The 25,124-nt window shown below is 61.6% G+C and carries 26 protein-coding genes, 1 tRNA gene and 3 pseudogenes; 23 read left to right on the top strand and 7 right to left on the bottom strand.

Annotated features, from left to right (window positions below):
• Positions 1-3: 3 nt before the first annotated feature.
• From lpxB to B0B13_RS06150, 3 genes are read left to right on the top strand one after another with little or no spacing between them, the layout of a single operon-like run.
• Positions 4-1,182, top strand: a complete 1,179-nt coding sequence (gene lpxB, locus B0B13_RS06140; protein WP_076784920.1) for a lipid-A-disaccharide synthase — start codon at positions 4-6, stop codon at positions 1,180-1,182.
• Positions 1,179-1,982 (top strand): ribonuclease HII, encoded by an 804-nt coding sequence (rnhB, locus tag B0B13_RS06145; RefSeq protein WP_235090363.1) that lies wholly within the window; start codon positions 1,179-1,181, stop codon positions 1,980-1,982. The genes lpxB and rnhB overlap by 4 nt, the downstream gene beginning before the upstream one ends.
• 30 nt (positions 1,983-2,012) lie before the next feature.
• Complete coding sequence (locus B0B13_RS06150; protein ID WP_076795044.1) at positions 2,013-2,792, top strand: TrmH family RNA methyltransferase; 780 nt, start codon at positions 2,013-2,015, stop codon at positions 2,790-2,792.
• A gap of 10 nt (positions 2,793-2,802) precedes the next feature.
• Here B0B13_RS06150 and ppsR read toward each other — a convergent pair whose 3' ends face one another.
• Complete coding sequence (ppsR, locus tag B0B13_RS06155) at positions 2,803-3,621, bottom strand: posphoenolpyruvate synthetase regulatory kinase/phosphorylase PpsR (RefSeq protein ID WP_076784918.1); 819 nt, start codon at positions 3,619-3,621, stop codon at positions 2,803-2,805.
• Positions 3,622-3,992: 371 nt separating this feature from the next.
• On the opposite strand from ppsR, the gene ppsA reads away from it, so the two are divergent.
• The 3 genes from ppsA (at position 3,993) to B0B13_RS06170 (ending at position 7,940) form a co-directional block, all read left to right on the top strand.
• Positions 3,993-6,398, top strand: a complete 2,406-nt coding sequence (gene ppsA / locus B0B13_RS06160; protein WP_076795047.1) for a phosphoenolpyruvate synthase — start codon at positions 3,993-3,995, stop codon at positions 6,396-6,398.
• Between the two features lie 145 nt (positions 6,399-6,543).
• On the top strand, positions 6,544-7,005 hold the full coding sequence (locus tag B0B13_RS06165) for an NfeD family protein (protein WP_076784916.1): 462 nt from the start codon (positions 6,544-6,546) through the stop codon (positions 7,003-7,005).
• A gap of 14 nt (positions 7,006-7,019) precedes the next feature.
• A complete protein-coding gene (locus B0B13_RS06170; protein ID WP_076784915.1) occupies positions 7,020-7,940 on the top strand; it encodes an SPFH domain-containing protein in 921 nt (306 codons plus the stop codon).
• An 86-nt stretch (positions 7,941-8,026) separates the two neighbouring features.
• On the opposite strand, the gene smpB is transcribed toward B0B13_RS06170, so the two are convergent.
• Positions 8,027-8,476, bottom strand: a complete 450-nt coding sequence (gene smpB / locus B0B13_RS06175) for an SsrA-binding protein SmpB (protein WP_013435278.1) — start codon at positions 8,474-8,476, stop codon at positions 8,027-8,029.
• A 134-nt stretch (positions 8,477-8,610) separates the two neighbouring features.
• On the opposite strand from smpB, the gene B0B13_RS06180 reads away from it, so the two are divergent.
• On the top strand, positions 8,611-9,048 hold the full coding sequence (locus tag B0B13_RS06180) for a type II toxin-antitoxin system RatA family toxin (RefSeq protein WP_041753499.1): 438 nt from the start codon (positions 8,611-8,613) through the stop codon (positions 9,046-9,048).
• A 31-nt stretch (positions 9,049-9,079) separates the two neighbouring features.
• Positions 9,080-9,403, top strand: coding sequence for an RnfH family protein (locus B0B13_RS06185; RefSeq protein WP_076787140.1), 324 nt, complete (start codon positions 9,080-9,082; stop codon positions 9,401-9,403).
• Positions 9,404-9,447: 44 nt separating this feature from the next.
• Here B0B13_RS06185 and B0B13_RS06190 read toward each other — a convergent pair whose 3' ends face one another.
• Positions 9,448-10,437, bottom strand: a complete 990-nt coding sequence (locus B0B13_RS06190; protein WP_076795050.1) for a DMT family transporter — start codon at positions 10,435-10,437, stop codon at positions 9,448-9,450.
• A 314-nt stretch (positions 10,438-10,751) separates the two neighbouring features.
• Between B0B13_RS06190 and guaB the strand changes: the two genes are divergently transcribed.
• From guaB to B0B13_RS06225, 6 genes are all read left to right on the top strand, one after another.
• Entirely contained in the window at positions 10,752-12,215 is a 1,464-nt protein-coding gene (gene guaB / locus B0B13_RS06200; RefSeq protein ID WP_076795055.1) for an IMP dehydrogenase, read from the top strand.
• 8 nt (positions 12,216-12,223) lie between these two features.
• A complete protein-coding gene (locus B0B13_RS06205) occupies positions 12,224-12,868 on the top strand; it encodes a hypothetical protein (RefSeq protein WP_076795057.1) in 645 nt (214 codons plus the stop codon).
• A 119-nt stretch (positions 12,869-12,987) separates the two neighbouring features.
• The gene (gene guaA / locus B0B13_RS06210) at positions 12,988-14,571 is read left to right on the top strand and encodes a glutamine-hydrolyzing GMP synthase (RefSeq protein ID WP_076795060.1); all 1,584 of its coding nucleotides are present in this window, start codon (positions 12,988-12,990) and stop codon (positions 14,569-14,571) included.
• 382 nt (positions 14,572-14,953) lie between these two features.
• Positions 14,954-15,196: an LPD7 domain-containing protein gene (locus tag B0B13_RS06215; protein WP_076795062.1), complete on the top strand. Its 243-nt coding sequence runs from the start codon at positions 14,954-14,956 to the stop codon at positions 15,194-15,196.
• Positions 15,197-15,420: 224 nt separating this feature from the next.
• Positions 15,421-15,675 (top strand): FitA-like ribbon-helix-helix domain-containing protein, encoded by a 255-nt coding sequence (locus B0B13_RS06220; protein WP_076795065.1) that lies wholly within the window; start codon positions 15,421-15,423, stop codon positions 15,673-15,675.
• A complete protein-coding gene (locus B0B13_RS06225; RefSeq protein ID WP_076795068.1) occupies positions 15,672-16,115 on the top strand; it encodes a type II toxin-antitoxin system VapC family toxin in 444 nt (147 codons plus the stop codon). Before B0B13_RS06220 ends, B0B13_RS06225 begins: the two co-directional genes overlap by 4 nt.
• Before the next feature lie 14 nt (positions 16,116-16,129).
• Here the strand turns inward: B0B13_RS06225 and B0B13_RS06230 are convergent.
• Together B0B13_RS06230 and B0B13_RS06235 are read right to left on the bottom strand one after the other, a co-directional pair.
• Positions 16,130-16,323: pseudogene (locus B0B13_RS06230) on the bottom strand (transposase); the annotation flags it as partial.
• A 264-nt stretch (positions 16,324-16,587) separates the two neighbouring features.
• Positions 16,588-17,496: an AraC family transcriptional regulator gene (locus B0B13_RS06235; RefSeq protein ID WP_076795071.1), complete on the bottom strand. Its 909-nt coding sequence runs from the start codon at positions 17,494-17,496 to the stop codon at positions 16,588-16,590.
• 301 nt (positions 17,497-17,797) lie between these two features.
• On the opposite strand from B0B13_RS06235, the pseudogene B0B13_RS19155 reads away from it, so the two are divergent.
• The 8 genes and pseudogenes from B0B13_RS19155 to B0B13_RS19990 form a co-directional block, all read left to right on the top strand.
• A pseudogene (locus tag B0B13_RS19155) lies at positions 17,798-17,911 on the top strand (oxidoreductase); the annotation flags it as partial.
• Positions 17,912-17,938: 27 nt separating this feature from the next.
• Positions 17,939-18,700 carry an SDR family NAD(P)-dependent oxidoreductase gene (locus B0B13_RS06240; protein WP_076795073.1) on the top strand — a complete coding sequence of 254 codons (762 nt, stop codon included), beginning with the start codon at positions 17,939-17,941 and terminating at the stop codon, positions 18,698-18,700.
• Between the two features lie 535 nt (positions 18,701-19,235).
• The gene (locus B0B13_RS06250; protein WP_076795078.1) at positions 19,236-19,652 is read left to right on the top strand and encodes a nuclear transport factor 2 family protein; all 417 of its coding nucleotides are present in this window, start codon (positions 19,236-19,238) and stop codon (positions 19,650-19,652) included.
• 176 nt (positions 19,653-19,828) lie between these two features.
• Complete coding sequence (locus tag B0B13_RS06255) at positions 19,829-20,152, top strand: MDR/zinc-dependent alcohol dehydrogenase-like family protein (RefSeq protein ID WP_076784900.1); 324 nt, start codon at positions 19,829-19,831, stop codon at positions 20,150-20,152.
• 278 nt (positions 20,153-20,430) lie between these two features.
• Positions 20,431-20,615: pseudogene (locus B0B13_RS18710) on the top strand (aldehyde dehydrogenase family protein); the annotation flags it as partial.
• A gap of 79 nt (positions 20,616-20,694) precedes the next feature.
• Positions 20,695-20,847: a hypothetical protein gene (locus B0B13_RS19980; RefSeq protein ID WP_286137246.1), complete on the top strand. Its 153-nt coding sequence runs from the start codon at positions 20,695-20,697 to the stop codon at positions 20,845-20,847.
• A 2-nt stretch (positions 20,848-20,849) separates the two neighbouring features.
• Positions 20,850-21,191 carry an alcohol dehydrogenase catalytic domain-containing protein gene (locus tag B0B13_RS19985; protein ID WP_286137247.1) on the top strand — a complete coding sequence of 114 codons (342 nt, stop codon included), beginning with the start codon at positions 20,850-20,852 and terminating at the stop codon, positions 21,189-21,191.
• The gene (locus B0B13_RS19990; protein WP_286137248.1) at positions 21,181-21,342 is read left to right on the top strand and encodes a hypothetical protein; all 162 of its coding nucleotides are present in this window, start codon (positions 21,181-21,183) and stop codon (positions 21,340-21,342) included. Before B0B13_RS19985 ends, B0B13_RS19990 begins: the two co-directional genes overlap by 11 nt.
• A 376-nt stretch (positions 21,343-21,718) precedes the next feature.
• On the opposite strand, the gene B0B13_RS06270 is transcribed toward B0B13_RS19990, so the two are convergent.
• Positions 21,719-21,809 (bottom strand) — tRNA-Ser (locus B0B13_RS06270).
• A gap of 244 nt (positions 21,810-22,053) precedes the next feature.
• Between B0B13_RS06270 and B0B13_RS06275 the strand changes: the two genes are divergently transcribed.
• Complete coding sequence (locus B0B13_RS06275; RefSeq protein ID WP_076784898.1) at positions 22,054-22,581, top strand: phospholipase D-like domain-containing protein; 528 nt, start codon at positions 22,054-22,056, stop codon at positions 22,579-22,581.
• Between the two features lie 138 nt (positions 22,582-22,719).
• On the opposite strand, the gene B0B13_RS06280 is transcribed toward B0B13_RS06275, so the two are convergent.
• Positions 22,720-25,077 (bottom strand): heavy metal translocating P-type ATPase, encoded by a 2,358-nt coding sequence (locus tag B0B13_RS06280; RefSeq protein WP_370643206.1) that lies wholly within the window; start codon positions 25,075-25,077, stop codon positions 22,720-22,722.
• Positions 25,078-25,124: the final 47 nt, after the last annotated feature.

The following is a 25,124-nucleotide window of genomic DNA, read 5'->3' on the forward strand; positions in this document are numbered from 1 at the left end:
ACGATGACGTTACATTCGAGTCCTGTCAAGCTCGCGATGGTGGCGGGTGAGCCGTCCGGCGACCTGTTGGCGGCGTCGTTGCTCGACGGGCTCGCCGCGCGTCTTCCGGCAGGCACCCAATACTATGGGATTGGTGGCCCGCGGATGGCCGCGCACGGATTCGACGCGCACTGGCCGATGGACAAGTTGTCGGTGCGCGGGTATGTCGAGGCACTGCGCCATATCCCGGAAATCCTGCGCATCCGCGGTGAATTGAAGCGGCAGCTGTTGGCCGAGCCGCCAAGCGCGTTCATCGGCGTCGATGCGCCGGATTTCAACTTCTCGCTTGAGGAGGCGCTACGGCATGCGGGTATTCCGACGATCCACTTTGTTTGCCCGTCAATCTGGGCGTGGCGGGGCGGGCGCATCAAGAAAATCGTCAAGGCGGTCGACCACATGCTGTGCGTGTTTCCGTTTGAAACGGCGATTTTGGACAAGGCCGGCGTGGCGTCCACGTATGTCGGTCATCCGCTGGCTGACGCGATTCCGCTGCAGCCGGACCGCCTGAGCGCGCGGCGCGCGAGTGGCTTGCCCCACGAGGGACCTGTCGTCGCGGTGCTGCCGGGCAGCCGCCGTTCCGAGATCGAGTTGATCGGCCCGACGTTTTTTGCGACGATGGACCTGATGCACAAGCGCGAGCCATCGTTGCGCTTTATCGTGCCCGCGCCGAACGCGTCCATCCGCGCGCTGCTGCAGCCGCTCGCGGACCACTACCCGACATTGCCGCTGACGCTGACTGAAGGCAACGCCCAGTTGGCGATGACGGCGGCCGACGCGGTGCTGGTCAAGAGCGGCACCGTGACGCTGGAAGCCGCATTGCTGAAAAAGCCGATGGTGATCTCTTACAAGGTGCCATGGTTGACCGGGCAGATTATGCAGCGGCAAGGCTATCTGCCGTACGTCGGTTTGCCGAACATCCTGGCCGGCCGGTTCGTTGTGCCCGAGATCCTGCAGCATTTCGCGACGCCGGAGGCGCTTGCCGATGCGACGCTGCTGCAACTGAACGATGAGGCGAACCGTCGCACGCTGGTTGAACTGTTCACCGAGATGCACGAACGATTGCGCTGCAACACCGCCGAGCGTGCCGCGGAAGTGGTCGTTGACGTCATCGACTCGGGCCTGTCGGGCAGGAGGCCTCGATGACCGGACGCCGTATGCGTGCGCCTGGCTGCGGTGGCGCGCCTGCTGTTGCGCAGCGCGGGCTGGACTTCGACGATCCGGCCGACCTCGTTTGCGGCGTCGATGAAGCGGGGCGCGGGCCGTTGGCGGGTCCGGTGGTGGCCGCTGCGGTGATTCTCAATCCCGCCGCACCTCGCATTCGCGGGCTCGATGACTCCAAGGCGCTGAGTCCGGCGACGCGCGAAAAGCTGTTCGACCGAATTATTGAACGCTCACTGGCCTATTGCGTCGCGTCGGCAAGCGTCGACGAAATCGATACGCTCAATATCCTGCACGCGACGATGCTGGCGATGCAGCGTGCGGTGCAGGGCCTTGCGCTCACGCCTGCGCTGGTCAAGGTCGATGGCAACCGCTGCCCGGTGCTGTCAGTGCGATCTGAGGCGGTGATTGGTGGCGATGCACTGGTGCCGTCGATCTCTGCCGCGTCGATTCTGGCGAAGGTCACGCGGGACCGGATGATGCATGCGTTGCATGACGAGTTTCCACATTATGGATTTGACGCGCATGTGGGCTATGGCACGCCGCGGCACCTAGCTGCGCTGCGTACCCATGGGCCGTGTGTGCACCACCGGCGCTCGTTTGCGCCGGTGCGCAACGCCTATCTGAGCCTCGGGTTGGGTGCGATGCCTGCGAGCGTGGTGGACGTGCCACCGGTGCGCGCCAGCGCCAGCGACGCTGCAGCGGATACGAGCGCGCAGCCAGCCGCGTGGGACAATGGGCGGCGCGACGACAGTCGTTTGGCTGACGACGCGCCGCCATGCTGAGCTGTGCGACGCTGCCCGCCGGCTGAACCGATGAAAACCATCACATCGCGGGACAATCCGCTGTTCAAGCACCTAAAGGCGCTGACCGTCCCTGCACAACAAAAAAAGCGCGGTCAGGCACTGCTCGAGGGCCTGCACTTGGCCGAAGCTTATCTCGATGCGCTCGGCCAGCCGGCGCATTGCGTGCTGACCGAGGCGGCGTTGGCGCAGGTGCAGACCGCGCAGATCGTCGCGCGGCTCGATCCATCGCGGGTCGTGCTGTTTAGCGACGCGCTATTCTCGCAGTTGTCGACGCTCGTGAACGGGATTGGCATTGCATTCGTGGTAGACGTGCGGCCACGGCCGCTGCCTGAACGCGTCGAGGCGACTTGCGTGGTGCTTGACGGCGTGCAGGACGCCGGCAATGTCGGCTCGATCCTGCGCAGCGCCGCTGCGGCCGGGATCGGCGATGTGTTTTGCTCGCCTGGCACAGCGCACGCGTGGTCGCCCAAGGTATTACGCGCTGGCATGGGCGCGCAATTCCTGCTGTGCGTGCACGAGCAGGTGGGGGCCGCTGACTTGCTGGCACGGCTCGCGGTGCCGGTGTTTGTCACCGATTCGCATGGCGCACAGCCACTGTACGATGTCGACCTGAGCGGGCCGCTTGCGTGGGTGTTCGGCAACGAGGGCGCCGGTGTGTCGGCCGAGTGGCGCGCCGCGGTGAACCGGCGTGTGACCATTCCTCAGCCCGGCGGCATGGAGTCGTTGAATGTCGCCGCCGCTGCTGCCGTGTGCTTTTTCGAGCAATGCCGGCAACGGCGCGTCGCGTAGCAGCGCGCGCTCAGTACGATTGCCGCTCGAGCTTGATTTCCTGCAGGATCGTCGTCGCGATTTCCTCGATTGATTTGTGCGTCGACGACAGCCATTTAATGCCTTCGCGACGCATCAGCGCCTCGGCTTCATTGACCTCGTAGCGGCAGTTCTCCGGCGCAGCATACTTGCTGCCTGGGCGGCGTTCGTTGCGGATCTCGGCGAGTCGCTGCGGATCGATCGACAACCCGAAGATCTTGTTGCGATGGGCATACAACGGTGTCGGCAGCTTGCCGCGCTCGAAGTCTTCCGGGATCAACGGGTAATTGGCCGCCTTCACACCGTACTGCATCGCTAGATAGAGGCTGGTGGGCGTTTTGCCGCTGCGCGACACGCCGACCAGAATCACATCCGCATCCTGCAGGTTGCGGTTGCTCTGGCCATCGTCATGCGCAAGCGAGAAATTGATCGCCTCGATCCGGTTCTTGTACTCCTCGGTATCGGCGGCTTGGTGGCCACGGCCGATCGCGTGGGTTGATTGCGTTTGCAATTCCTGTTCTAGCGGCTCGATGAAAGTCTGGAACATATCCATGACCAGCGCGTTCGAGCGTTTGACGATCTCGTTTGAATGGCTATCGACGAGCGTCGTAAAGACGACCGGGCGGCGGCCGTCCAGCGTGGCCGCCTCATTGATTTTCTGGACCGTTGCGTAAGCCTTCTCCGACGAGTCAATGAATGGCACGCGCACAAGGCGGAATTTTTGGTCGAACTGGGACAGGATCGAGTGCGCGAAGGTTTCCGCGGTGATGCCGGTGCCATCGGAGACGATGAATACAGTCGGTGCAGGCATGATGCTTGTCAAGTAGAGCGCCGCGCGGCAGGCCCGGATTTCCGTTGGTCAAAGGGCCTGAGCGGGGATTCTGGGGTTTTTTGCAGAGTAGCACGGTAGAATAGCGGCAACCTGTTTGACAAGCAATTGCAGGCGGTGTCCGCGAAACCGGCGGCAAGCTTTGTTCCATAAGGCCTTGCAGACCGCCGGCGGATGGACGAGGTGTCGCGCGGTGGGCGCAGGGTCCCCCCGGCACAGGACGAAGCGATCCTCGCGGCACTCGCGATGGCTTGTCAAACAGGTTGCGCGAGGTGCGTGGCGACTTCCAGTGGAGCTGCGCGCACGGGGCCCATTCGCGCATGCCGGAAATTTTTTACCACTTAGGGGCTTTCATGTCTAACACCGCACATAACGGAGCATACGTCTTACCGTTCGAAGCGCTACGAATGACAGATGTCGACTCGGTCGGCGGAAAAAATGCATCGCTGGGCGAGATGATCAGCCAACTGGCTGCGGCAGGCGTTCGCGTACCGACCGGTTTCGCGACGACTGCGCACGCGTTCCGCGAATTCCTTGCTTACAATGACTTGACCGAACGGATCGCCAAGCGCCTTGAGACGCTCGATGTCGACGACGTGAAGGCGCTGGCCGAGGCCGGCAAGGAAATCCGCCAGTGGATCGTCGACGCGCCGCTGCAACCGCGCCTGGATGCGGAGATCCGCGAGCAGTTCGACAAGCTGCAGGCGTCCTCGCCCCAGGAACTATCGTTCGCGGTGCGCTCGTCGGCCACGGCCGAGGACTTGCCTGATGCGTCGTTTGCCGGCCAGCAGGAGTCGTATCTGAACGTCGTGGGCATCGACGACGTGCTGGATCGCATCAAGCACGTGTTTGCGTCGCTGTATAACGACCGCGCGATTTCGTATCGCGTACACAAGGGTTTCACACACGCCGAGGTGGCGTTGTCCGCCGGCGTGCAGCGAATGGTGCGCTCGGACGTCGGCGCGGCCGGCGTGATGTTCACGCTGGACACCGAATCGGGCTTTCGCGACGCTGTGTTCATCACCGCTAGCTACGGACTGGGCGAGACCGTGGTGCAGGGCGCGGTGAACCCGGACGAGTTCTACGTATTCAAGACGACGCTCGCGCAGGGACGGTATCCGATCATCCGTCGCTCGATCGGCTCCAAGCTGATCAAGATGGAGTTCACGCAGCCGGGCGAGCCGGGCCGCGTGAAGACGGTTGACGTGTCGGCGGAGCAGCGCAACCGCTATTCGATCACCGACGAGGATGTGATCCAGCTCGCCAAGTACGCGGTGATTATCGAGAACCATTACCAGCGTCCGATGGACATCGAGTGGGGCAAGGACGGTCGCGATGGCACGTTGTTCATCCTGCAGGCGCGCCCTGAGACGGTGAAGAGCCAGGCGGCCGGCAAGATCGAGCAGCGCTTCAAGCTGAAGGGCCAGTCGCAGGTGCTCGCGACCGGCCGGGCGATCGGTCAGAAGATTGGCGCCGGTCCGGTGCGCGTGATCCATGATCCTTCCGAGATGGAGCGCGTGCAGCCGGGTGACGTGCTGGTGGCGGACATGACCGATCCGAACTGGGAGCCGGTGATGAAACGCGCGTCGGCGATCGTCACGAACCGGGGGGGGCGTACCTGCCACGCGGCAATCATCGCACGCGAACTCGGCGTGCCGGCCGTGGTCGGCTGCGGTGACGCGACTGATGTGCTGAAGGACGGTGCACTGGTGACGGTATCGTGCGCGGAAGGCGACGAGGGCAAGATCTACGACGGCCTGCTTGAGACAGAGGTGACCGAGGTGCAGCGCGGCGAGTTGCCGAAGATCCCGGTCAAGATCATGATGAACGTGGGCAACCCGCAACTCGCGTTTGACTTCGCGCAGTTGCCGAACGCCGGCGTCGGGCTGGCGCGGCTCGAATTCATCATCAACAACAATATCGGCGTGCATCCGAAGGCGATCCTCGAATATCCGAATGTCGCCCAGGATTTGAAGAAAGCCGTTGAGAGCGTAGCGCGCGGTCATGCGTCGCCGCGTGCGTTCTATGTTGACAAGCTGACCGAGGGCGTGGCGACGATTGCCGCGGCGTTCTATCCGAAGCCGGTGATCGTGCGGCTGTCGGACTTCAAGTCGAACGAGTACAAGAAGCTGATCGGCGGTTCGCGCTATGAGCCGGACGAGGAAAACCCGATGCTCGGCTTTCGGGGCGCGTCGCGCTACATCGCCGACGATTTCGCGGCCGCGTTCGAAATGGAGTGCCGTGCGCTCAAGCGCGTGCGCGACGAAATGGGCCTGACCAACGTCGAAATCATGGTGCCGTTCGTGCGCACGCTGGGACAGGCCCAGCGGGTAGTCGAGCTGCTCGCCCAATTCGGGCTCAAGCGCGGCGACAACGGCCTGCGGCTGATCATGATGTGCGAGGTGCCGTCCAATGCGATCCTGGCCGAGCAGTTCCTCGCGTATTTCGACGGCTTCTCGATTGGCTCGAACGACTTGACGCAGCTGACGCTCGGCTTGGACCGGGACTCGGGCATGGAATTGCTCGCCCATGATTTCGACGAGCGCGATCCGGCCGTGCGCTTCATGCTGTCGCGCGCGATCGAAACCTGCCTGCGGTTGGGCAAGTATGTCGGCATTTGCGGCCAGGGCCCGTCGGACCATCCGGATTTTGCTGCGTGGCTGACGAAGGAAGGTATTGCTTCGATCTCGTTGAATCCGGATACGGTGATTGAGACGTGGCAGGCGCTCGCGCAGACGGACGACGCGAAGGCGGCATGACGCCGCGTCTGCCGGCGGGCCGGACGATACGCCGGCCGCCAGAAACCGCGCGCTGACGCGCGATCGGCTCGCAGCGCGAGCCAGCTTCGTGCTATAAGACACCTCGGTGACGGCACCGGGGTGTTTTTTTATTCAGGGGATCGCGATGGCGGGTTCGGGACTTATCTGGTGGATCGCGACCGGTGCGTTGTTGGTGGTCGAGCTGACGACCGGCACGTTCTATCTATTGATGATTGCGCTGGGTTGCGCGGCGGGCGGTGTCGCGCATGGACTCGGCATGCCGGTGGCTGCGCAGCTTGCGCTGGCCGCCCTGGTCGCGCTGGCCGCCGTGACGGCGCTGCGGCGTTCCCGCTATGGTCGTCGGCAGCGCCGCGACGTGCGGGACGCCACGCGGGACGCCGATGTGCTGCTAGACATTGGTCAGACGGTGCGCGTCGAACATTGGGATAACGGCCGGGCACGCATCAACTATCGCGGTGCACAGTGGGATGTCGAGCTTCAGCCCGGCGAGAGCGAGCATGCGCACTGGTATTTGATTCGCCAGGTGCGCGACAACCGGCTCATCGTCGCCGCTCGCCCGGCCGCTCGCTCTTCTTCCACAGTCTGAAGGGATACTACGTCATGGAACTTTCGATTGTCGCACTGGTTTTGTTCGTTGTCGTGGTGGTGATCGCGACGCAATGCGTGAAGATCACGCCTCAGCAGCATGCGTGGGTGCTCGAGAGGCTCGGCCGCTATCATGCGACGCTGACGCCGGGCCTGAACATCGTGCTGCCATTCGTCGATCGCGTCGCGTACAAGCATTCGCTGAAGGAGATCCCGCTCGACGTGCCGTCGCAGGTCTGCATCACGCGCGACAACACGCAACTGCAGGTCGATGGCGTACTGTACTTTCAGGTTACCGATCCGATGAAGGCCTCGTACGGTTCGGCGAACTACGTGATGGCGATCACGCAGCTTGCGCAGACGACGTTGCGCTCGGTCATTGGCAAGATGGAACTGGACAAGACGTTCGAGGAACGCGATTTGATCAACCACAGCATCGTGTCCGCGCTCGACGATGCGGCAGCGAACTGGGGCGTGAAGGTGCTGCGCTACGAAATCAAGGATCTGACGCCCCCCAATGAAATCCTGCGTGCGATGCAGGCGCAGATTACGGCCGAGCGCGAGAAGCGAGCGCTGATCGCAGCGTCCGAAGGCCGCAAGCAGGAGCAGATCAACTTGGCGTCTGGCGCGCGCGAGGCGGCGATCCAGCAATCCGAAGGAGAGAAACAGGCCGCGATCAACCAAGCCCAGGGACAGGCTGCCGCCATTCTCGCGGTGGCCGAGGCCAATGCGCAGGCGATCCAGAAAATCGCCGACGCCATTCAGTCACGTGGCGGCATGGACGCGGTGAACCTGAAAGTTGCCGAACAGTATGTCAGTGCATTTGGCAACCTGGCCAAGCAAGGCAATACACTGATTGTCCCGGCCAATCTGGCTGATATGAGCACAATGATCGCGTCCGCGCTGAGCATCGTGAAAGCCAAGCGTGACGTGTAACCGAAGCGAGGTGTCGGACAAGCCGTCAGGCGCACGTGTCGTCAGGTTGTCACACGCGGGGGTGGGCGGCGTCGCGGCGCACGCCGCTAGCGCGTCGTGTTTTTCAGCAGCTGTGCCTTCTCGCGTTGCCAGTCGCGCTTTTTTTCGGTCTCGCGTTTGTCATGCAATTTCTTGCCACGGGCCAGGCCGATTTCACATTTCACCCGTCCATTCTTGTAGTGGAAGTTCAGTGGCACCAGCGTATAGCCGCGCTGCTCGACCTTGCCGATTAGCTTACGGATCTCATCGGCGTTGAGCAGCAGCTTGCGTGTGCGGACCGGATCCGCGTGCACGTGCGTCGAGGCGGTCTGCAACGGGCTGATGTGCGTGCCAATCAGGAATAGTTCGCCGTTGCGGATCACGACGTAGCCTTCCTTAATCTGGCCGCGCCCGGCGCGCAGCGCTTTAACCTCCCAGCCCTCCAGCACGAGCCCCGCCTCGTAGCGTTCCTCGATGAAGTAGTCGAAGAATGCTTTCTTGTTGTCGATGATGCTCATGAATGGGTTTGACCAACTCGGATAAAATTACGATTTTAGCAAAGCGACCCGGCGCCGAAGGCCGCGTTGCGTCCGCGCGTGCTCCGGGCTCGCCGCGACGCACGTGGCATCACGCGCCTCCTCGGTGCCCTTTTATGGCAGACGTCCAGAAAACTGTGTTGATTCGTTATTCCGCCGAACGCATGTTCGACCTCGTGACTGACGTCGCCGACTACCCGAACTTTCTGCCTTGGTGCGGCGGCGTCGAGATCCGTCACCAGGACGAAACCAGCATGGAAGCACGGATCGACATCCGCTTCAAGGGGATTCATCAGCATTTCGCTACGCATAACACGCAACGGCGCCCGGAACGGATCGATATGGAGTTCACCGAAGGGCCTTTCAAGCGGTTCACTGGCTATTGGAATTTCATCCCGCTGCGAGACGATGCGTGCAAGGTCGAGTTCGCGTTGCACTATGAGTTTTCCAGTATCATTTTGGAGAAATTGATTGGACCGGTGTTCAATCACATCGCAAACACGTTCGTCGAATCGTTCGTCAAGCGGGCCGGAGAACGCTATGGCAAGCGTTGATCCGCGGCTGCCGGGCGGCGATGGCGGCGCCATGCTCGAGGTGCAAGTGTGTTATGCGCTCCCTGACACCCAGACGCTCGTCGATGTGCGGTTGCCGCCCGGCGCGACGCTGCGTGAAGCCATCGACGCTAGCGGGATCGTCACGATGCATCCGCAGATCGACCTGGCTCAGCAGCGCGTTGGTGTGTTCGGACGCATCCGCGCGCTGGACTCGGCACTTGAGAATGGTGATCGCGTCGAGATCTATCGGCCGTTGACCGTCGATCCGAAGCTTGCACGGCAGCGCCGCGTCGATAAGGCTCGCCACAGCGGCTCGCTCGAAGGACGCAAATGGCGCGCAAAAGACGCGCGCTGAAGCGCGCCGCGTTTGATGCGTCCCCGTCAGCGGCGGTCGGCACGTTAGTGCGCCGAGACTGGCGCGTCCGCCTCGATCGCATGCCGCGACTGGCCCGGGCGCGACGGCTGACGCGCGTGCTGGCGGACTGACCAGCTCGCGCCCGCAACCAGCAGCACGATCGCGCCCCATTCGAGCGCGCGCGGCCAACGCTGCGCGTAGATGAATCCGTACACGAGCGCGAACAGCGTCTCGAACACAATCAACTGACCCGACAGTGTCAAGGGCAGGCGTTTTGCCGCAGCGTTCCACAATGCATTGCCCCACCATGAACAGCCAATGGCGATGGCTAGGTTAAGCGCCCAGAATAGTTGCCAGCGCCCGGCATCGAGCGCTGGCTTCCCGACTGCGCTACTCGGCCCCAGCAGCAGCCCGGCCCATAGCAGTGCGCCGAGCACGCCGGTGATAAGGCCCGAGGCAATCGACCATTCGTTGCTGTCGAAATGTCCTGACTTGCGCAGATAGCGCGCATTGGCGACGGCAAACCAGGTCCACGCCGCCAGGGCGCCCGCGGCGCACAACACACCGGCGATCCGGCTCGTGATCGTGCCGTGCGTGGCGGCCGATGCGGTGAAGACGTCGATGTTGATGCAGGCGATGCCGGCGGCGATTATCAGCAGTGCAAGCGCAAGCCGCCGCAGTGGAACCGCATCGTGATCGGTGCGTCCGGCCAGTGTGACGGTCAACGGCAGCACGCCGACGATCAGCGACGATGGCGCGACGCCGACCAGTTGTACCGCTGCGGCGACCAGGATGTAATAGACAACGTTGCCTGTGAGTGCGAGCCAGATGAGCGCCATGAGATCCGCGCGCGTGAGCTTGGACAGCAGCCGGCGCGCGTTGGGCAGCGCGACCGCGACCGACACCAGGCCGTACAATAGATAGCGTCCGGCGGCCAGCAGCAACGGCGAGAAGTCCGGCAACAGGCTCGGGCCGAGAAATACGAAGCCCCACATCGCGCCCGCTAGCAGGCCGTATATCACCCCACGTTGCATTGCTGGCCCCCTGTCATCGTTGGCTGCGCCGCGCCCCGGTTGCGTGCGCCCGTCTTCTATGCTGCATATGCGGCTGCGCCGTTTTTCGTGTCGCATTCCGGTGGCGTGCGAGCGAAGCGGCGGGCGTGGGCAAACACTGAAGGCGCGCAGCATAACATGCGGCGCCGTTTGGCCCACTTGCCAAATCCTCCAGTCGGCGCGATGCGCACGGCGGCTCGGGTCTAAAAAAGGGACGCGTGCGTAACTGGCTGTTCGGACAGTGAAAATCCAGGAAACTATCGGTATAATCCGATTTTGCGCCTATAGGATTTGCCATGCGTCTGATCCAAAAAGCACTCACATTCGATGACGTGCTCCTCGTGCCGGCGTACTCGAACGTACTGCCGCGTGACACCAGTCTCAAAACCCGCGTGACTCGCAATATCTCCCTGAACATGCCGCTGATTTCCGCGGCGATGGACACGGTGACCGAAGGACGGCTTGCAATTGCAATGGCGCAGCAGGGCGGAATCGGCATCGTGCACAAGAACCTGACACCGGCCGAACAGGCGCGTGAAGTTGCGAAAGTCAAGCGGTTCGAGTCCGGCGTGTTGCGGGATCCGATCACCGTGCCGCCCGATATGAAGGTGCACGACGTGATTGCGCTGTCGCGCCAGCATGGCATTTCCGGCTTCCCGGTCGTCGACGGTGCGAAACTTATCGGCATCGTGACGAACCGCGACCTGCGCTTCGAGGAGCGACTGGACGAGCCGGTGCGCGCGATCATGACGCCGCGCGAGCGGCTGGTCACTGTCAGCGAAGGAACGTCGCTTGCGCAAGCCAAGGCGCTCATGCACCGCCACCGCCTGGAGCGTGTGCTGGTCGTCAACGAGGCGTTTGAGTTGCGCGGATTGATGACGGTCAAGGACATCACGAAGGCGACCGAGCACCCGGACGCCTGCAAGGACGAGCACGGCAAGCTGCGGGTTGGTGCTGCTGTCGGCGTCGGTCCGGAGAACGTGGCGCGCATCGAGGCGCTGGCGGCGGCGGGTGTCGATGTGATCGTCGTTGACACTGCGCACGGGCATAGCCAGGGCGTGCTAGAACGGGTGCGCTGGGTCAAGCAGCATTTTCCGCATATCGATGTGATCGGCGGCAACATTGCGACTGCCGAAGCGGCCAGGGCGCTGGTCGAGCACGGCGCCGACGGCGTAAAGGTTGGCATCGGCCCGGGTTCGATCTGCACCACGCGGATCGTCGCGGGCGTCGGCGTGCCACAGATCACCGCGATTGCGAACGTGGCTGACGCGCTGCGGGGCAGTGGCGTGCCAGTGATCGCCGACGGTGGCGTGCGCTACTCCGGGGATGTATCGAAGGCGTTGGCCGCGGGCGCCGACGCGGTGATGATGGGCAGCATGCTGGCCGGCACCGAGGAATCGCCCGGCGACGTGTTCCTATTCCAGGGACGCCAATACAAATCGTATCGTGGCATGGGTTCGGTGGGCGCCATGAAAGATGGCGCGGCAGACCGCTACTTTCAGGAAGACAATTCGGCCAACGTCGACAAGCTGGTGCCGGAAGGGATTGAAGGCCGCGTCGCGTACAAGGGTGGTGTCAACGCGATCCTGTTCCAATTGGTTGGTGGGGTGCGTGCGAGCATGGGCTACTGTGGTTGCCGCACGATCGAGGAATTGCACGAGAAAGCCGCGTTCGTCGAGATCACGGCGGCCGGTGTGCGCGAATCGCACGTGCATGACGTGCAGATCACGAAGGAAGCGCCGAACTACCACGTCGAGTGAGCGAACGCATGAAAGCCCTGTTGCGCGCGGTACTGATTGTTGATGCGCTGGTGACGGCGGCATTCGGCCTGTTGATGTTCGCGACCCCGTGGCGGTTGCTGTACGACACACTGCAGTTGGTGCAAGTGTCGCCAGCGATGGTGGGACAGTTATTCGGCATCGTGCTGTTAGCGCTGGCCGGATTGCAATTGCGCGCAGCGATTCATGGCGCGCTGACCGCGCCGGTTGCCGGCGCTAGTGGCCACGCGCTGTGGGTCTGTGGCGTGCTGATGCTCGTCTGGCTGGTCGCGGTGCGTTCACCGTCGCTGGCCGGCCTCGGTCTTTGGATCGGACCACTGGTAGGTGTTGCATTGCTGCTGTATGGGCTGATCAACGTCCGGCTGGCCGCCTCGGTACGGCGGCGCGACCGGGCGGCCGCGCAGGGCGCAGCCTCCGCGGAGCGTGCGCGCAAACGTGCCGCCGCGACGGCGACGATGACCCCGGCGCAGGCCGCAGATGTGCCGACCAGTCCGGCGAAATCAGCTGACCGGACGCCGGCGGCGCCGCGGTCCAGTACATCGCCACCCACCGCGTCGATACCCGCGGATAGTCCCAGGGCTGACGAACGTCGCGAGCCGCTCGTACCCGGCGACAATGACACAGATCGCGGCTGAACGGCGCCCCGATACCCGCCTGGAATGTGTCTCCCGCTGTATTGCGCGCCGTGCTGTCGTCGGCTCCGCGCACAGCGCGGCTCGTCTCATTTTCACTCTATTAAAACTCACCCATTGCCATGCATGACAAGATCCTGATCCTCGACTTTGGCTCCCAGGTCACACAGTTGATCGCGCGCCGTGTGCGCGAGGCGCATGTCTACTCCGAGGTTCATCCCTACGATGTTGATGACGCATTCGTGCACGAATTCAAGCCAAAAGGGGTGATTTTGTCCGGTGGTCCAAATTCGGTCACCGACACGGATGCGCCCCGCGTGCCGCAGGCTGTGTTTGATCTAGGCGTGCCGGTATTGGGCATTTGTTACGGCATGCAGGCGATGGCGTTGCAACTCGGCGGCAAGGTCGAACTCGGTCACGTGCGCGAGTTCGGCTACGCTGAGGTACGTGCGCGCAACCATACGAAGCTGCTGGAGGCGATCGAGGATTTTACGACACCGGAAGGCCATGGCATGCTGAAGGTCTGGATGAGCCACGGTGACAAGGTGATCGAGATGCCGCCCGGCTTCAAGCTCATGGCGTCGACCGAATCATGTCCGATTGCGGCGATGGCCGATGAGGATCGCCGGTTCTACGGATTGCAGTGGCATCCGGAAGTCACGCATACGCTCAAGGGCCGCGACATGTTGAACCGGTTCGTGCTCGAGTTGTGCGGCGCGAAGCCGGATTGGGAAATGGGGCACTACATCGCCGAGGCGGTAGAGCAGATCCGTGCGCAGGTCGGTAATGAGCGGGTGATTCTCGGATTGTCTGGCGGCGTGGATTCATCGGTTGCGGCGGCATTGCTACACCGCGCGATCGGCGATCAGTTGACGTGCGTATTCGTCGACCACGGCTTGCTGCGGCTCAACGAAGCAGAGCAAGTCATGGAGACGTTCGGACGGCACCTCGGGGTAAAGGTGATTCACGTCGACGCCAGCGACGCATTCATGAACAAGCTGGCCGGCGTGACGGATCCGGAGCACAAGCGCAAGATCATCGGTGCGGAATTCGTCGAGGTGTTCCAGAACGAGGCCCGCAAGCTGACCGACGCGAAATGGCTTGCGCAAGGCACGATCTATCCGGATGTGATCGAATCGGCGGGCAAAGGCAAGAAGGGCGCACATACGATCAAGAGCCACCACAACGTGGGCGGATTACCGGAAACGCTGAATCTGAAACTGCTCGAGCCGCTGCGCGAGTTGTTCAAAGATGAGGTGCGCGAGCTTGGCGTCAAGCTCGGCTTGCCGTCGTCGATGGTGTATCGGCATCCCTTCCCCGGGCCGGGGCTGGGCGTGCGGATCCTGGGCGAGGTCAAGCGCGAGTTCGCCGATTTGCTGCGCAAAGCCGATGCGATCTTCATCGAAACGTTGCGCACGACGATGGATCCGGATAGCGGCAAGTCGTGGTATGAGTTGACCAGCCAAGCGTTTGCAGTCTTTCTGCCGGTGCGCAGCGTCGGCGTGATGGGCGATGGCCGCACGTATGACTATGTCGTCGCGTTGCGTGCGGTGCAGACGCACGATTTCATGACCGCGCATTGGGCACATTTGCCGCATGAATTGCTTGGGCGTGTGTCGAATCGCATCATTAATGAGGTGCAGGGCATCAATCGTGTGGTGTACGATATTTCGGGTAAGCCGCCGGCGACGATTGAGTGGGAGTGATGTGACGTCTGGCACCGACTGGTAGCTATAGCGCCGAAACACACCTGAGCCCGCGTAACGGCGGGCTTTTGTTTTCGGACTGGCATGGCTTGGTAATTTTGAACATGGCTAAACACCATTTTTTTATGGCGTAGTCGATGGCGCGGGTTGTTTCTGATGCCATGCTTGGCGCCTAATACCAGGTAGCCACAAGGGGACGGGCAACAACCCTTTAGGCTGAAGGGCAAACCCTGTCCGGTCATGCGCCGGTGGTGGACAACACCACGAAGAAGGTCACCTTCATCTACCGGGCCGGCGACAGCGCCGTGCGCAATGACGGCGATTGCCCGCAGCTGTCGCGCTGGGCCTCGTTTGATGGCTTGCAAGCCGCCTTGCGCCTGCCGTGTCGCGCTACGGTGACCGCTTCACGGTCAATGGCACGGCCGATTTTAGCGCGCAGATCATTCGCTCGGCTGTCGATTCCGAGTTTTCTGTCACTTTTGCCGATCCGGCGATGGAGTGGGAGCGGCTGGCGCGGATCGCCACCGAGGTGACAGGCATGCCCAATGTGAAGCGGCCAGGGGGCGCGACAGTTAGTCAGACACCGTCGCCACAGCGCTGGAACGGCCTTTGCACGCTCAGCTAGCTCGACATTCTAAGCATCGGCGGAGGAGAGGCCGCGCGGCCCGCCTAGACACCAGCAGGCGCCGGCTGACTGCTATGAGGAGCGCCGGCGGGCCAAGTTGCAAGCTGAGCTGAGGCCAAGAAGGTAAAACCCCAAGGTCAAAAAGGCCGGTTGTGTTGATGCTTGCAAGTTGCAGTCATTAGAACATAATTGCAGTCAATGAAAGCAAATTAAAGGTTTTGACTATGGCCATCCTGACGGTGCGGAATGTGCCCGACGAGGTGCACCGCGCTCTGCGCCTGCGGGCCGCCGTACATGGCCGCAGCACAGAGGCGGAAGTCCGCGAGATTCTTGAAAATGCGGTGAAGTCGGAAAAGCGTGTCCGCATGGGCGACGCGCTGGCGGAGCTTGGCCGCCGCGTGGGGTTAACGAACGATGATTTCGCACTGTTGGACCAGGTGCACGACAAGATGCCGGCGGAGCCGATGGGGTTTGAATGATCGTCTTGGACACGAATGTCGTCTCCGAGGCGATGAAACCCGAACCCGATCCGGCTGTGCGGGCCTGGTTGAATGAGCAGGTGGCGGAAACCCTTTACCTTTCCAGTGTGACGCTGGCCGAGCTGCTGTTTGGCATCGGCGCGCTTCCGGACGGAAGGCGCAGGAAGAGCCTGGGTGAAGCCTTGGACGGCTTGCTCGAGCTGTTTGGCGAGCGCGTGTTGACATTCGATACCGAAGCGGCTCGCCACTATGCCGAGCTGGAGGTGAAGGCCCGTACGGCCGGAAAGGGTTTTCCGACGCCAGACGGATATATTGGTGCTATTGCGGTCTCCAAAGGATTTATCGTAGCAACACGCGATACCAGTCCCTTCGAGGCGGCCGGGCTTACTGTTATCAACCCTTGGGATTACCAGCAATCCAGTGAATACCTGACACCGTGATTTCCTAAAGTGTGTTATGCACTTTGCAAGATGGGCGCGGCATGAACGCGCATGAACATAGCAAAGCAAAGACGGCGAAATGCAAGCCGACGAGCGTTTCAGGCAAACGCTCGTCGTCGCGAGCGAGTCTTCGAAAGCGATTGAGCCATCCGAGACTGCGCTCGACGACCCATCGGCGCGGCAGCAGGATAAAGCCCTTCTTTGCCTCTGACCACGCTCTAGTGCGAAGGGAGGAAATGAGCATAGTCGGTCCAGATATCAGAGTGGATCGATGCGCGCTAGCGACCCACTGCTGCCGCTAGCAAAGGATTCGCAAATGTCACAATGCTAGCTCAAAATAAACACCCGTCAACAGGCCGAATTGGCAAGATTGTCCGGTTCCAGCGTGGGAGCGCTTGAGGTACCTCCAGACCGATTTATCAAGATGCCATCGACCTTTGTTCGCGCCCTGGTCCGTCAATAGGCGTTCCCGTCAATTAGGCGCTGCGAAAACGTCGAGTTGAGTTGCAGGTGACAGGGCGAACGAAGCGCGCATATCCCGCGCTTCCTCGACGGGCGATCGCCCAAAAAACCGCTTGAACTCCCGACTGAACTGAGATGGGCTCTCGTAGCCCACGCGCGCCGACGCGGACGCAGCCGTCAAGCCGTCGCGGATCATCATCAGCCGAGCCTGATGCAAACGTGTCGATTTGATGTACTGGATCGGCGAGGTGAGCGTGACGGCGCGAAAGTTGGCATGAAAAGCTGGCACGCTCATCCCGGCTTCGTTTGCGAGAGAGCTGACATCCAATGGCTGGGCATAGTCGGCGTGGATCCGGCGCAGCGCCTTCGCCACTCTTCCAAATCGCCCCTGATGGGCGAGTGCTGCCCTCAGCGCTCCGCCTTGCTGCCCAACCAGCACCCGATAGCCAATTTCACGAACGATCGTGGGCCCTAATACCTGTGCATCAAGGGGTGACGTCAATGCCCGAAGCAGGCGGAAGGTGGCATCGGCCAAATCGCCGTCCAACGGCGTCGATAAGATTCCAAGCGGCGCTCCTTGCTGATGGCAACCTGACTGATCGATCATCAGAATGAGGTCGGCCAACTCGGTCAAGTCGAGCCGCAGCGATACGGCCAGCATTGGTTCCGACTCGCTCGCCTCAGTTTCCGTGGAGAACGGCAATGGCACCGACAAGACAAGGTAGTGCTGTGCATCGTAAACATAGATTTGATCGCCAAGGAACCCCAGCTTGCGGCCCTGGCAGACGATCACAATACTCGGCTCATATAACACGGGCGTGCGCCCTAACGGCCGGTTAGAGCGCATGAACCGCACGCTTTCCAGGGCGGACTGCGTGTATCCCTCGTTCGGCGCCAGCCGCTCGAGCAGGTTCACCATCTTTACGGAAATCGGATCGTCGGTAACTGTCACGAGGGTCTTTCCTGGCGGCTGAGGCGAAGAAGATTGTAACCGCTCTAATCGATGGGCACACCTCTATTTTGATAGGAATAGGCAATGCCGTCATCGTCACGTGTATTCGCGCTCGCGCCCGCGGTTTTTAAGATGGGTCATCGGCTGCACGGTTCAGCTTAGGTGCCGGAAGACGCTGCAACCGCTACCTCGTCCGTTCATGGAAAGGGCACACGGCTTCTTCATCAAGCGAACCTCCACAGCTTATGAAATGGGGCACACAGCATGACGCATCGCGTTGACACCCGACGCGATAGCGCGTGCCGTGGCCTATGCGATTGAGCAGCCGGCTGACGTTGACGTCAGCGAGATCGTGGTGCGCCCGACCGCAAGCCCCTATTGAAATTTTTATCCCCTCAGGAGCATTCTCATGACTTCACAAACTTCCGCCATGCAGTCTTTCGACGGCAAGATCGCTATCGTCACCGGCGCCGCCAGCGGCATTGGGCTCGCCACCACGGAACTGCTGCATGCTCAAGGCGCCAGCGTGATCGCCGTTGACCGGTGCGCCGATGTCCAAGCGTTGACCAAGCCGGGAATCGTCCCGCTCATTGCCGACGTCGCGCACGAGGAAAGTGCGGTACGCGCGGTGGCTACCGCAATGCAGCAGTTTGGCAAGCTTGACATTCTAGTCAACAACGCCGCGATCATCATCAACAAATTAGTCGTCGACATGACGCTCGAGGACTGGAATCGCGTGCAGGCCGTGAATGCCACGGGCGCATTCCTGTTCTCGCGTGAGGCCATGCGCGCGATGATGCCGGCGCGCACAGGCGCCATCGTCAACGTGGGTTCATACGCTTGCTACCAGGCGTTTCCGCTTATCGCTGCGTACGCAGCGTCCAAAGGCGCGCTAGCTCAGTTGACGCGCGCCATGTCGCTTGAGGCGATCGATCATGGCATTCGCGTCAATGCGGTAGGGTCCGGCGACGCGGTAACGAATATCACGAACCACATCCACAAGGATGGTCCAGCATTCCTCGCCGAGCATGGCAAGAATGCGCCGATCAGACGCGCGGCACAGCCGCGCGAAATTGCCGAAGTGATCGCCTTTCTGGCGTCCGACAAAGCCAGCTATATCGTCGGCGCAGTCGTGATGGCAGATGGTGGAATGAGCGTGGCGCTCAAGTAACGATAGGCCTAAAGCTCCATTTCATGGTTGCTTGAATGTTATTTCGTATAACTTATGTCTGGAGAATGGTGATGAACAAGGCAGGAAAGATTTTGCGAGGCGCGACAGCACTTCGATGTCAACTGTTTGCATCGCTAACCGTTCTACGGCACGCGCTTGCGCATCTGCGCAAGCAGCGCGGCCTGGCAGTGCCCGGCGACGGGCGCTGCCCCGGTAGGAGGAATCAAACCTAAAGTCTTGATGTGTGGATATCCCATCGACCAAGCAATGCATCTCAAAACTCGAGTGCGCGGTTGCCGATTAGTCGATGGGCGATCGGAAGCCGATGTTCCATTTCCTCAAGAATCTCGCAATGTCCGGAGACCTTTTTCAGGAACGCGCTACTACTCAAAGAGTTGCAATGGCTAAGGTTCCGATCCTCTATTATTCTTCGTATGGCCACATCGAAGCGATAGCCCGCCACATGCTCGTAGTGGGTGGGGGCATGACCATCGGCAGCTTCGAGATTTAATCAACTTTTGACCCAGGAAATACCATGAGCACCGCCGCTGAATTGCTACAGCAGCACCTCCATTTGCTTGTTGACGACCATGCTGGGTGGCAGAAGCTGATTGCCGACGACATAGTGTGGGAATTGCCCTACGCAGCTGGTATCGGACATCCAACCCGGCTTAACGGCCGGGAAGAGGTTTTTAGCCACGCCTCCTGGTTCGTTGGCGCGGTCGCTGATTTCCGTTTCTTTGATCTGCGTATTGTCGCTGGGGCGAACCCCCAGCACGCAGTTGCGCAGGTATGCGCCGAGGGTTTGATCAAACCGACCGGCCGAGTGTATCGGCAGGAGTACGTGGTGTTTTTGGATGCGCGGGCAGGCAAGATCGTGCATCTGCGCGAATATTTTGATCCGATACAGGCCGCGAAGGCGCTCGACGCTGCCATTGTCGGCCTTGACTGAACAGCGGTATTGACCACCTATGGAAAAGCTCGTGAAAGCTATCCGTGTTGCAGCCTACGGCGGTCCCGAATTGCTCGTGCTGCAGAGCGTTGAAGAGCCGCGTGCCGACGATGGAGGTGCTGATCGACATGGCTAGCACCGCAGTCAACTCGGTCGACTAAAGGATAGCCACGGGCATGATGAAGGCGTTCATTCCCCTGCCGTTGCCTTTTACCCCGGGCGTAGACGCGGCAGGAACGGTCATTGCGCATGGACGCAACGTGCTTGAAGCAGGCGGTATTCTCACTACGGTCCTGACCGCGTGGCAGGCACTGCATGACCACGGCAATCTGCGCGCCGGACAGAAAGTCCTGATTCACGGCGCGGTGGGCAGCGTGGGCGGTGCCGCTGTGCAAGTCGCGAAGATTGCCGGGGCGGGAGTCGTTGCTATGGCATTGGCACGCAACCTTGAATACGTCAAATCTGGGTGCATCGACGGTTATCGACTATGCCGCGGATGATTTCGAGCGAACGGTGCGTGGCGTCGATATCGTGCTCCATCTCGTGGGAGGCGATACGCAATCGTGAAGTAAGGCTCGCCGTGCGGCACCGTTGCCGGCGCCATGGCTGTACGGGAACCTTAGCAAACATCCACATCGCTTCCTATTCAGACATTGATGAGAAGCGTGTGTCACATTTTGTATGCGATAGGTTTGCCATGCAATTCGTCGTGCCTGCAATCCCCCGAAGGCCTGCACGCATTGCAGTACGCGAGCGGCGACTGCCGTTCGACGCCGGGGATGGCGAGTATGGTCTGTCGATGGCGATTGTGTCCAGAGATGTCGGGCGCGCCTTCAAGCTGGCGAGCGCCTGCGCGCGGGCTTGCTGCACATCAACGATCAGACCGTCAACGACGAGGTGGTCACTCCGTTTGACGGCGTCGGCGCATCGGGCAACGGCCGCAGTATCGGCGGCCCGGCAAACTAGGAGGAGTTCACTCAAGGGCAGTGGCTGACCATTAAGGGGCAGGCATCTGCCTGCCTACTCTGAAGAGGACTGGACCATGAATGCGTCGACAGGTTTGCACAATATCACGGTGGCGGTGGCACGTGCTCCGCAACAGCCTTTCACCATCGAACCAGCGCGCATCCGGGGGCCACAGGGGGACGAAGTTCTGGTGCGCGTGGTTGCACTGGCCTGTGCCACACTGACCTAATCATGCGTGACCAGCACTACCCTGTACCGCTGCCGGCGGTACTCGGCCATGAAGGCGCGGGGATCGTCGAGCAGGTCGGCCCGACCGTCAAGGACTTGAAGGCCGGTGACCATGTGGTGCTGACCTACGGCGCCTGCGGTCATTGCAACCCTTGCGCCAGCGGCCACAAAGCCTACTGCAAGGACTTCTATCCGCTCAATTTCGGCGGCAGCGATGCCCACGGCCATACCGCGCGCTGCAGACACCTGAGGGCGAACCGCTACACGATCATTTCTTTGCCCAGTCCTCTCTTTTGCCACCTACGCGCTCGCGCGCGAGCACAACGCCATCAAGGTGCCCACTGATGCCCCGCTGGAGTTGCTCGGCCCCCTGGGATGCGGCATCCAGACCGGCGCAGGCGCGGTGATCAATTCGATGAAGGTGCGCCTGGGTAGCAGCTTTGCCGCCTATGGCGCCGGTGCGGTGGGGTTAAGCGCGGTGATGGCCGCGAACTGAGCGGTGCACGTCGATGTGTCCGGGAGAACAGGAAGAGGTCAGTGATAATTGCCGTACTCGTAGAGCGTTTTGGACTTGAGCTTATCCCTCTGTGGGTAACATAGCTGGATGAGCTTCTCGACCGAGATGCCGCCTTTTGCATTCTCTTCGAGAGCTTAATGGCTGCGGTATGCGCAAACACCGGCTCCTCGGTGTTCAAAGATACGTGCCGCTCCTTGCGGTGACCGTGCTCGGTTAGTGCATGGGGAAATCGTAGACACCGTGCCGGCGTCTTGCAACGCGGGAAAAACTCTCATAGTGCGGATATCCCAAATGAGGGAGACTATGGCGAGAGCCGATTGAAAAACGTCCTTGGACTCAATCGATTAGGTGTCGGTGGCGGAGAGAGGGGGATTCGAACCCCCGATAGGCTATTAACCTATACACGCTTTCCAGGCGTGCGACTTAAACCACTCATCCATCTCTCCGAGAACAGGCGATTTTACCAGCATCGAAAATGCTAAACAAGGAGGCGGTGTTAGATTTGTCAGCGCAACGTGAGAATGTCCGGTCCGTGCAAAGTAAGCATGCATGTGCGGCGCAGCCGGGCCTCTAACCGGGCGCGTGGTCGCTAGGTACATGGACCGGCAGTCGTTTGTCGTAGGGTTTAGCCGAACTGGGATGCGAAAGGACGTTCTCGTGGGACAACATATCCGGCTAAAATCGCCGCCCATGAAAGTACTGATCCATTGTCTCGTGGCCCTCGCGTGCGCCACAACCCTTACCGAAGCGGCGCCCCTGCGCATTCAGAACGCGACGGTCGATACGTATTTCTCACCGGATGGCGGAGCGGGCGCCGCCGCGGCGGCGCTGATCGACGGTGCCAAGCGCCGGGTCTGGCTGGCTGGCTATGCATTCACGTCACCCGACATCGCAAAGGCCTTGCGCAACGCCCGTGTGCGCGGTGTCCAGGTGCGCGTGGTATTGGACAAATCTAACGAGACCGGCAAATATAGTGGGGCAACCTATCTGGCTAATGCCGGCATCGACGTGCGGATCGACTCGCGCTATCCCATCATGCACCACAAGTTCATCGTGGTGGACGATGTGGTAGCGTTTGGTTCGATGAACTTTACCCGGGCGGGTGACCGCAAGAACGCGGAGAATTTCAACGTGTTTCGTGGTGCGCCGGCGCTGGCCAGCGCCTACGCCGCAGAGTTTGATCGACTGTATGCCGAATCCGCCCCATACCGCCGCTAAAGCGGGCGCACGCGCGGCGGATTGCCGTCAGCGGCTGGCCGCATCATGCGCCCGATCGAGTAATGCGAGGGCGGCAGCGGGATTCGTCCATGAGATTGCATCGCAGCTCCGTGTCAATGGAGCTGCGATGCAGTCCGCCTAGCGACGCAACAGCCGGAGCCCGTTGCCCACGACCAACAGGCTTGCACCGACATCGGCGAATACGGCCATCCACATCGTACCGTAGCCGGCCAGCGTGAGCGCCAGAAATGCGCCCTTGAGCCCCAGCGCGACAACGATGTTCTGCGTTAGGATGCGACGCGTGGCCTTCGATAGCCGGATGAATACGGCAACCTTGCGCAGATCATCGTCCATCAGTGCGACGTCGGCGGTCTCGATCGCGGCGCCAGCGCCTAATGCGCCCATGGCAAAGCCGATATCGGCGCGCGCGAGCGCAGGCGCGTCGTTGATGCCATCACCCACCATACCCACCGCATGGCGCGTTCCGGTCAGTGACTCAATCGCGCGGCGCTTGTCGTCTGGCAATTGGTTGCCGCGAACCTCGTCGATGCCAGCCTGGGCCGCGATGGTCTGCGCGGTATGCGGATTATCGCCACTCAGGATGAGCGTGCGCACGCCGAGCCGATGCAACTGTGCAACAGCCTCGCGACTGGTGGGCTTCAGGGTGTCGGCAAGTGCGAATAAGGCGAGAACGCGGCGTTCGTCCATGAGCATCACGACCGTCTTACCTTGCCGTTCCAAGCTGTCCAGCTTTGCATCAAGCTTCGCATAGCGGCATCCGAGCGTTTCAGCCAGGCGGCGGTTGCCGAGCCAGTAGCGCACGCCGTCGATAGTGCCGTGCACGCCGCGTCCGGGCAGCGCGCCAAAGTCGTCGACGACCAAGTGTTGCGGGCCGGCGGCACCGGCGGCGGCGATCGCGGCGGAGACAGGATGGTCTGAGCGGGCGGCAAGGCTCGTCGCCAACTGGCGACAGCGCGCGGCATCCACTGTCGCACATGGCTCAAAATCGGTTTGCTGCGGACGCCCCACGGTTAAGGTGCCGGTCTTGTCCAGTGCGAGCCATGCCAGGCGGTGCCCTTGTTCCAGGTAGCGGCCGCCTTTGACTAGGATGCCGTGGCGGGCGGCGACCGCCAGCGCGCTGACAATCGTGACAGGGGTGGAGATGACTAGCGCGCATGGGCAGGCGATGACCAGTAGCACCAGTGCTTTGTAGACCGACGCCGTCCACACGGCATGGCCAAGCAGCGGCGGCACGGCCGCGACCAGCAGTGCCAATGCCAACACGACCGGCGTGTACACGCTCGCAAAGCGGTCGACAAAACGTTGGATCGGCGCCTTGGACGCCTGTGCTTGCTCGACCGCTTGCACAATGCGGGCCAGCGTGCTTTGCGTGGCGGGGAAGGTGACGCAATAGTCGAAAGAACCCGATGTATTGAGCGTCCCAGCATACACCGCGTCGCCGACCTGTTTGTCCACCGGCAGGCTCTCGCCGGTGATCGAGGCTTGATTGACCGCTGAGCGGCCCGACACGATACAGCCATCAAGCGCAATCCGCTCGCCTGGCTTCACGCGCACCCGTGCACCGGTTGGCACGGTGCGCGCGTCTACGACGCGCCAACTGCCGTCGGCTTGTTGCACGCTCGCCTTATCGGGCGCGAGCGCAACCAGACGCTCGATCGCACGTCGTGCGCGCTCCAGCGAAGCAGCCTCGATGCGTTCGGCGATCGTAAACAACACCATCACCATAGCGGCTTCCGGCCATTGGCCCAGCGCGAAGGCGCCGGTCACCGCGACGCTCATCAACGCGTTGATGTTCAGGTTACCGTGACGAATCGCGATCCAGCCTTTGTGGTAGGTGCGCAGGCCAGCACCGAGCACGGCGAGCGCCGCGAGCGCCGCCGTAGTCCAGCCGGGTGCACCCAGCCAGGTCAACGCCTCAGCCAACAGCGCGGCGATGCCGGCCGCCACGAGCGGCCAGCGCCGTGCTGTATGCGTATGCGCCGGCGGCGGCACGGTGCGCGTATCGTCATGCGGTTGTATCTCGGGGGTGAAGCCGAGTGAAGTGAGCGCGGCGACGATGTCGTCCAACGCGTCGCGCGGGTGCTCAACGGTCAATACACGTTGCAACAGGTTGAACTCGAGACGTTCGGCGGGAACGATCATGTGCAGCTTCGAACGGATCAACGTTTCCTCAGTCGGGCAGTCCATTTGCCGAATAAGGATGCGCGTGCGTACCGTGTCGGTAGCGGCCATCTCGTCGCCGTCGCGCGCGCGTGCCGCCGAAGACGAATCTGCACCCGGGCTGTAGGCTGCCTGCGTAACGGCATCGGCATGGCAAATATCGGCGTGCGACCGGTTGCCGGTGTGCGGGCTGGCACAGCATGTGTCGTGCTCCCGGGTGGTGGCATGGGCATGGCACGGCGCTTGCGAGCGGCGCTCATGCTCGATATCGACTGATGTCGCTTGTGGGCTTCTGGCGAAGTGGCGATCGACCATGCTGGATTCCTCAGGTGATTTATGCTGTAGTACACACCTTGAAGCCG

The sequence above is a fragment of the Burkholderia sp. b14 genome (assembly GCF_900156195.1).
Classification (GTDB): Bacteria; Pseudomonadota; Gammaproteobacteria; order Burkholderiales; family Burkholderiaceae; genus Mycetohabitans.

Excerpts from the sequence above, each read along its gene's own strand:
- lpxB (WP_076784920.1), top strand. The coding sequence starts at position 4 with ATGACGTTACATTCGAGTCCTGTCAAGCTCGCGATGGTGGCGGGTGAG.
- rnhB (WP_235090363.1), top strand. The coding sequence starts at position 1,179 with ATGACCGGACGCCGTATGCGTGCGCCTGGCTGCGGTGGCGCGCCTGCT.
- B0B13_RS06150 (WP_076795044.1), top strand. The coding sequence starts at position 2,013 with ATGAAAACCATCACATCGCGGGACAATCCGCTGTTCAAGCACCTAAAG.
- ppsR (WP_076784918.1), bottom strand. The coding sequence starts at position 3,621 with ATGCCTGCACCGACTGTATTCATCGTCTCCGATGGCACCGGCATCACC.
- ppsA (WP_076795047.1), top strand. The coding sequence starts at position 3,993 with ATGTCTAACACCGCACATAACGGAGCATACGTCTTACCGTTCGAAGCG.
- B0B13_RS06165 (WP_076784916.1), top strand. The coding sequence starts at position 6,544 with ATGGCGGGTTCGGGACTTATCTGGTGGATCGCGACCGGTGCGTTGTTG.
- B0B13_RS06170 (WP_076784915.1), top strand. The coding sequence starts at position 7,020 with ATGGAACTTTCGATTGTCGCACTGGTTTTGTTCGTTGTCGTGGTGGTG.
- smpB (WP_013435278.1), bottom strand. The coding sequence starts at position 8,476 with ATGAGCATCATCGACAACAAGAAAGCATTCTTCGACTACTTCATCGAG.
- B0B13_RS06180 (WP_041753499.1), top strand. The coding sequence starts at position 8,611 with ATGGCAGACGTCCAGAAAACTGTGTTGATTCGTTATTCCGCCGAACGC.
- B0B13_RS06185 (WP_076787140.1), top strand. The coding sequence starts at position 9,080 with ATGCTCGAGGTGCAAGTGTGTTATGCGCTCCCTGACACCCAGACGCTC.
- B0B13_RS06190 (WP_076795050.1), bottom strand. The coding sequence starts at position 10,437 with ATGCAACGTGGGGTGATATACGGCCTGCTAGCGGGCGCGATGTGGGGC.
- guaB (WP_076795055.1), top strand. The coding sequence starts at position 10,752 with ATGCGTCTGATCCAAAAAGCACTCACATTCGATGACGTGCTCCTCGTG.
- B0B13_RS06205 (WP_076795057.1), top strand. The coding sequence starts at position 12,224 with ATGAAAGCCCTGTTGCGCGCGGTACTGATTGTTGATGCGCTGGTGACG.
- guaA (WP_076795060.1), top strand. The coding sequence starts at position 12,988 with ATGCATGACAAGATCCTGATCCTCGACTTTGGCTCCCAGGTCACACAG.
- B0B13_RS06220 (WP_076795065.1), top strand. The coding sequence starts at position 15,421 with ATGGCCATCCTGACGGTGCGGAATGTGCCCGACGAGGTGCACCGCGCT.
- B0B13_RS06225 (WP_076795068.1), top strand. The coding sequence starts at position 15,672 with ATGATCGTCTTGGACACGAATGTCGTCTCCGAGGCGATGAAACCCGAA.
- B0B13_RS06235 (WP_076795071.1), bottom strand. The coding sequence starts at position 17,496 with ATGGTGAACCTGCTCGAGCGGCTGGCGCCGAACGAGGGATACACGCAG.
- B0B13_RS06240 (WP_076795073.1), top strand. The coding sequence starts at position 17,939 with ATGACTTCACAAACTTCCGCCATGCAGTCTTTCGACGGCAAGATCGCT.
- B0B13_RS06250 (WP_076795078.1), top strand. The coding sequence starts at position 19,236 with ATGAGCACCGCCGCTGAATTGCTACAGCAGCACCTCCATTTGCTTGTT.
- B0B13_RS06255 (WP_076784900.1), top strand. The coding sequence starts at position 19,829 with ATGATGAAGGCGTTCATTCCCCTGCCGTTGCCTTTTACCCCGGGCGTA.
- B0B13_RS19980 (WP_286137246.1), top strand. The coding sequence starts at position 20,695 with ATGAATGCGTCGACAGGTTTGCACAATATCACGGTGGCGGTGGCACGT.
- B0B13_RS19985 (WP_286137247.1), top strand. The coding sequence starts at position 20,850 with ATGCGTGACCAGCACTACCCTGTACCGCTGCCGGCGGTACTCGGCCAT.
- B0B13_RS06275 (WP_076784898.1), top strand. The coding sequence starts at position 22,054 with ATGAAAGTACTGATCCATTGTCTCGTGGCCCTCGCGTGCGCCACAACC.
- B0B13_RS06280 (WP_370643206.1), bottom strand. The coding sequence starts at position 25,077 with ATGGTCGATCGCCACTTCGCCAGAAGCCCACAAGCGACATCAGTCGAT.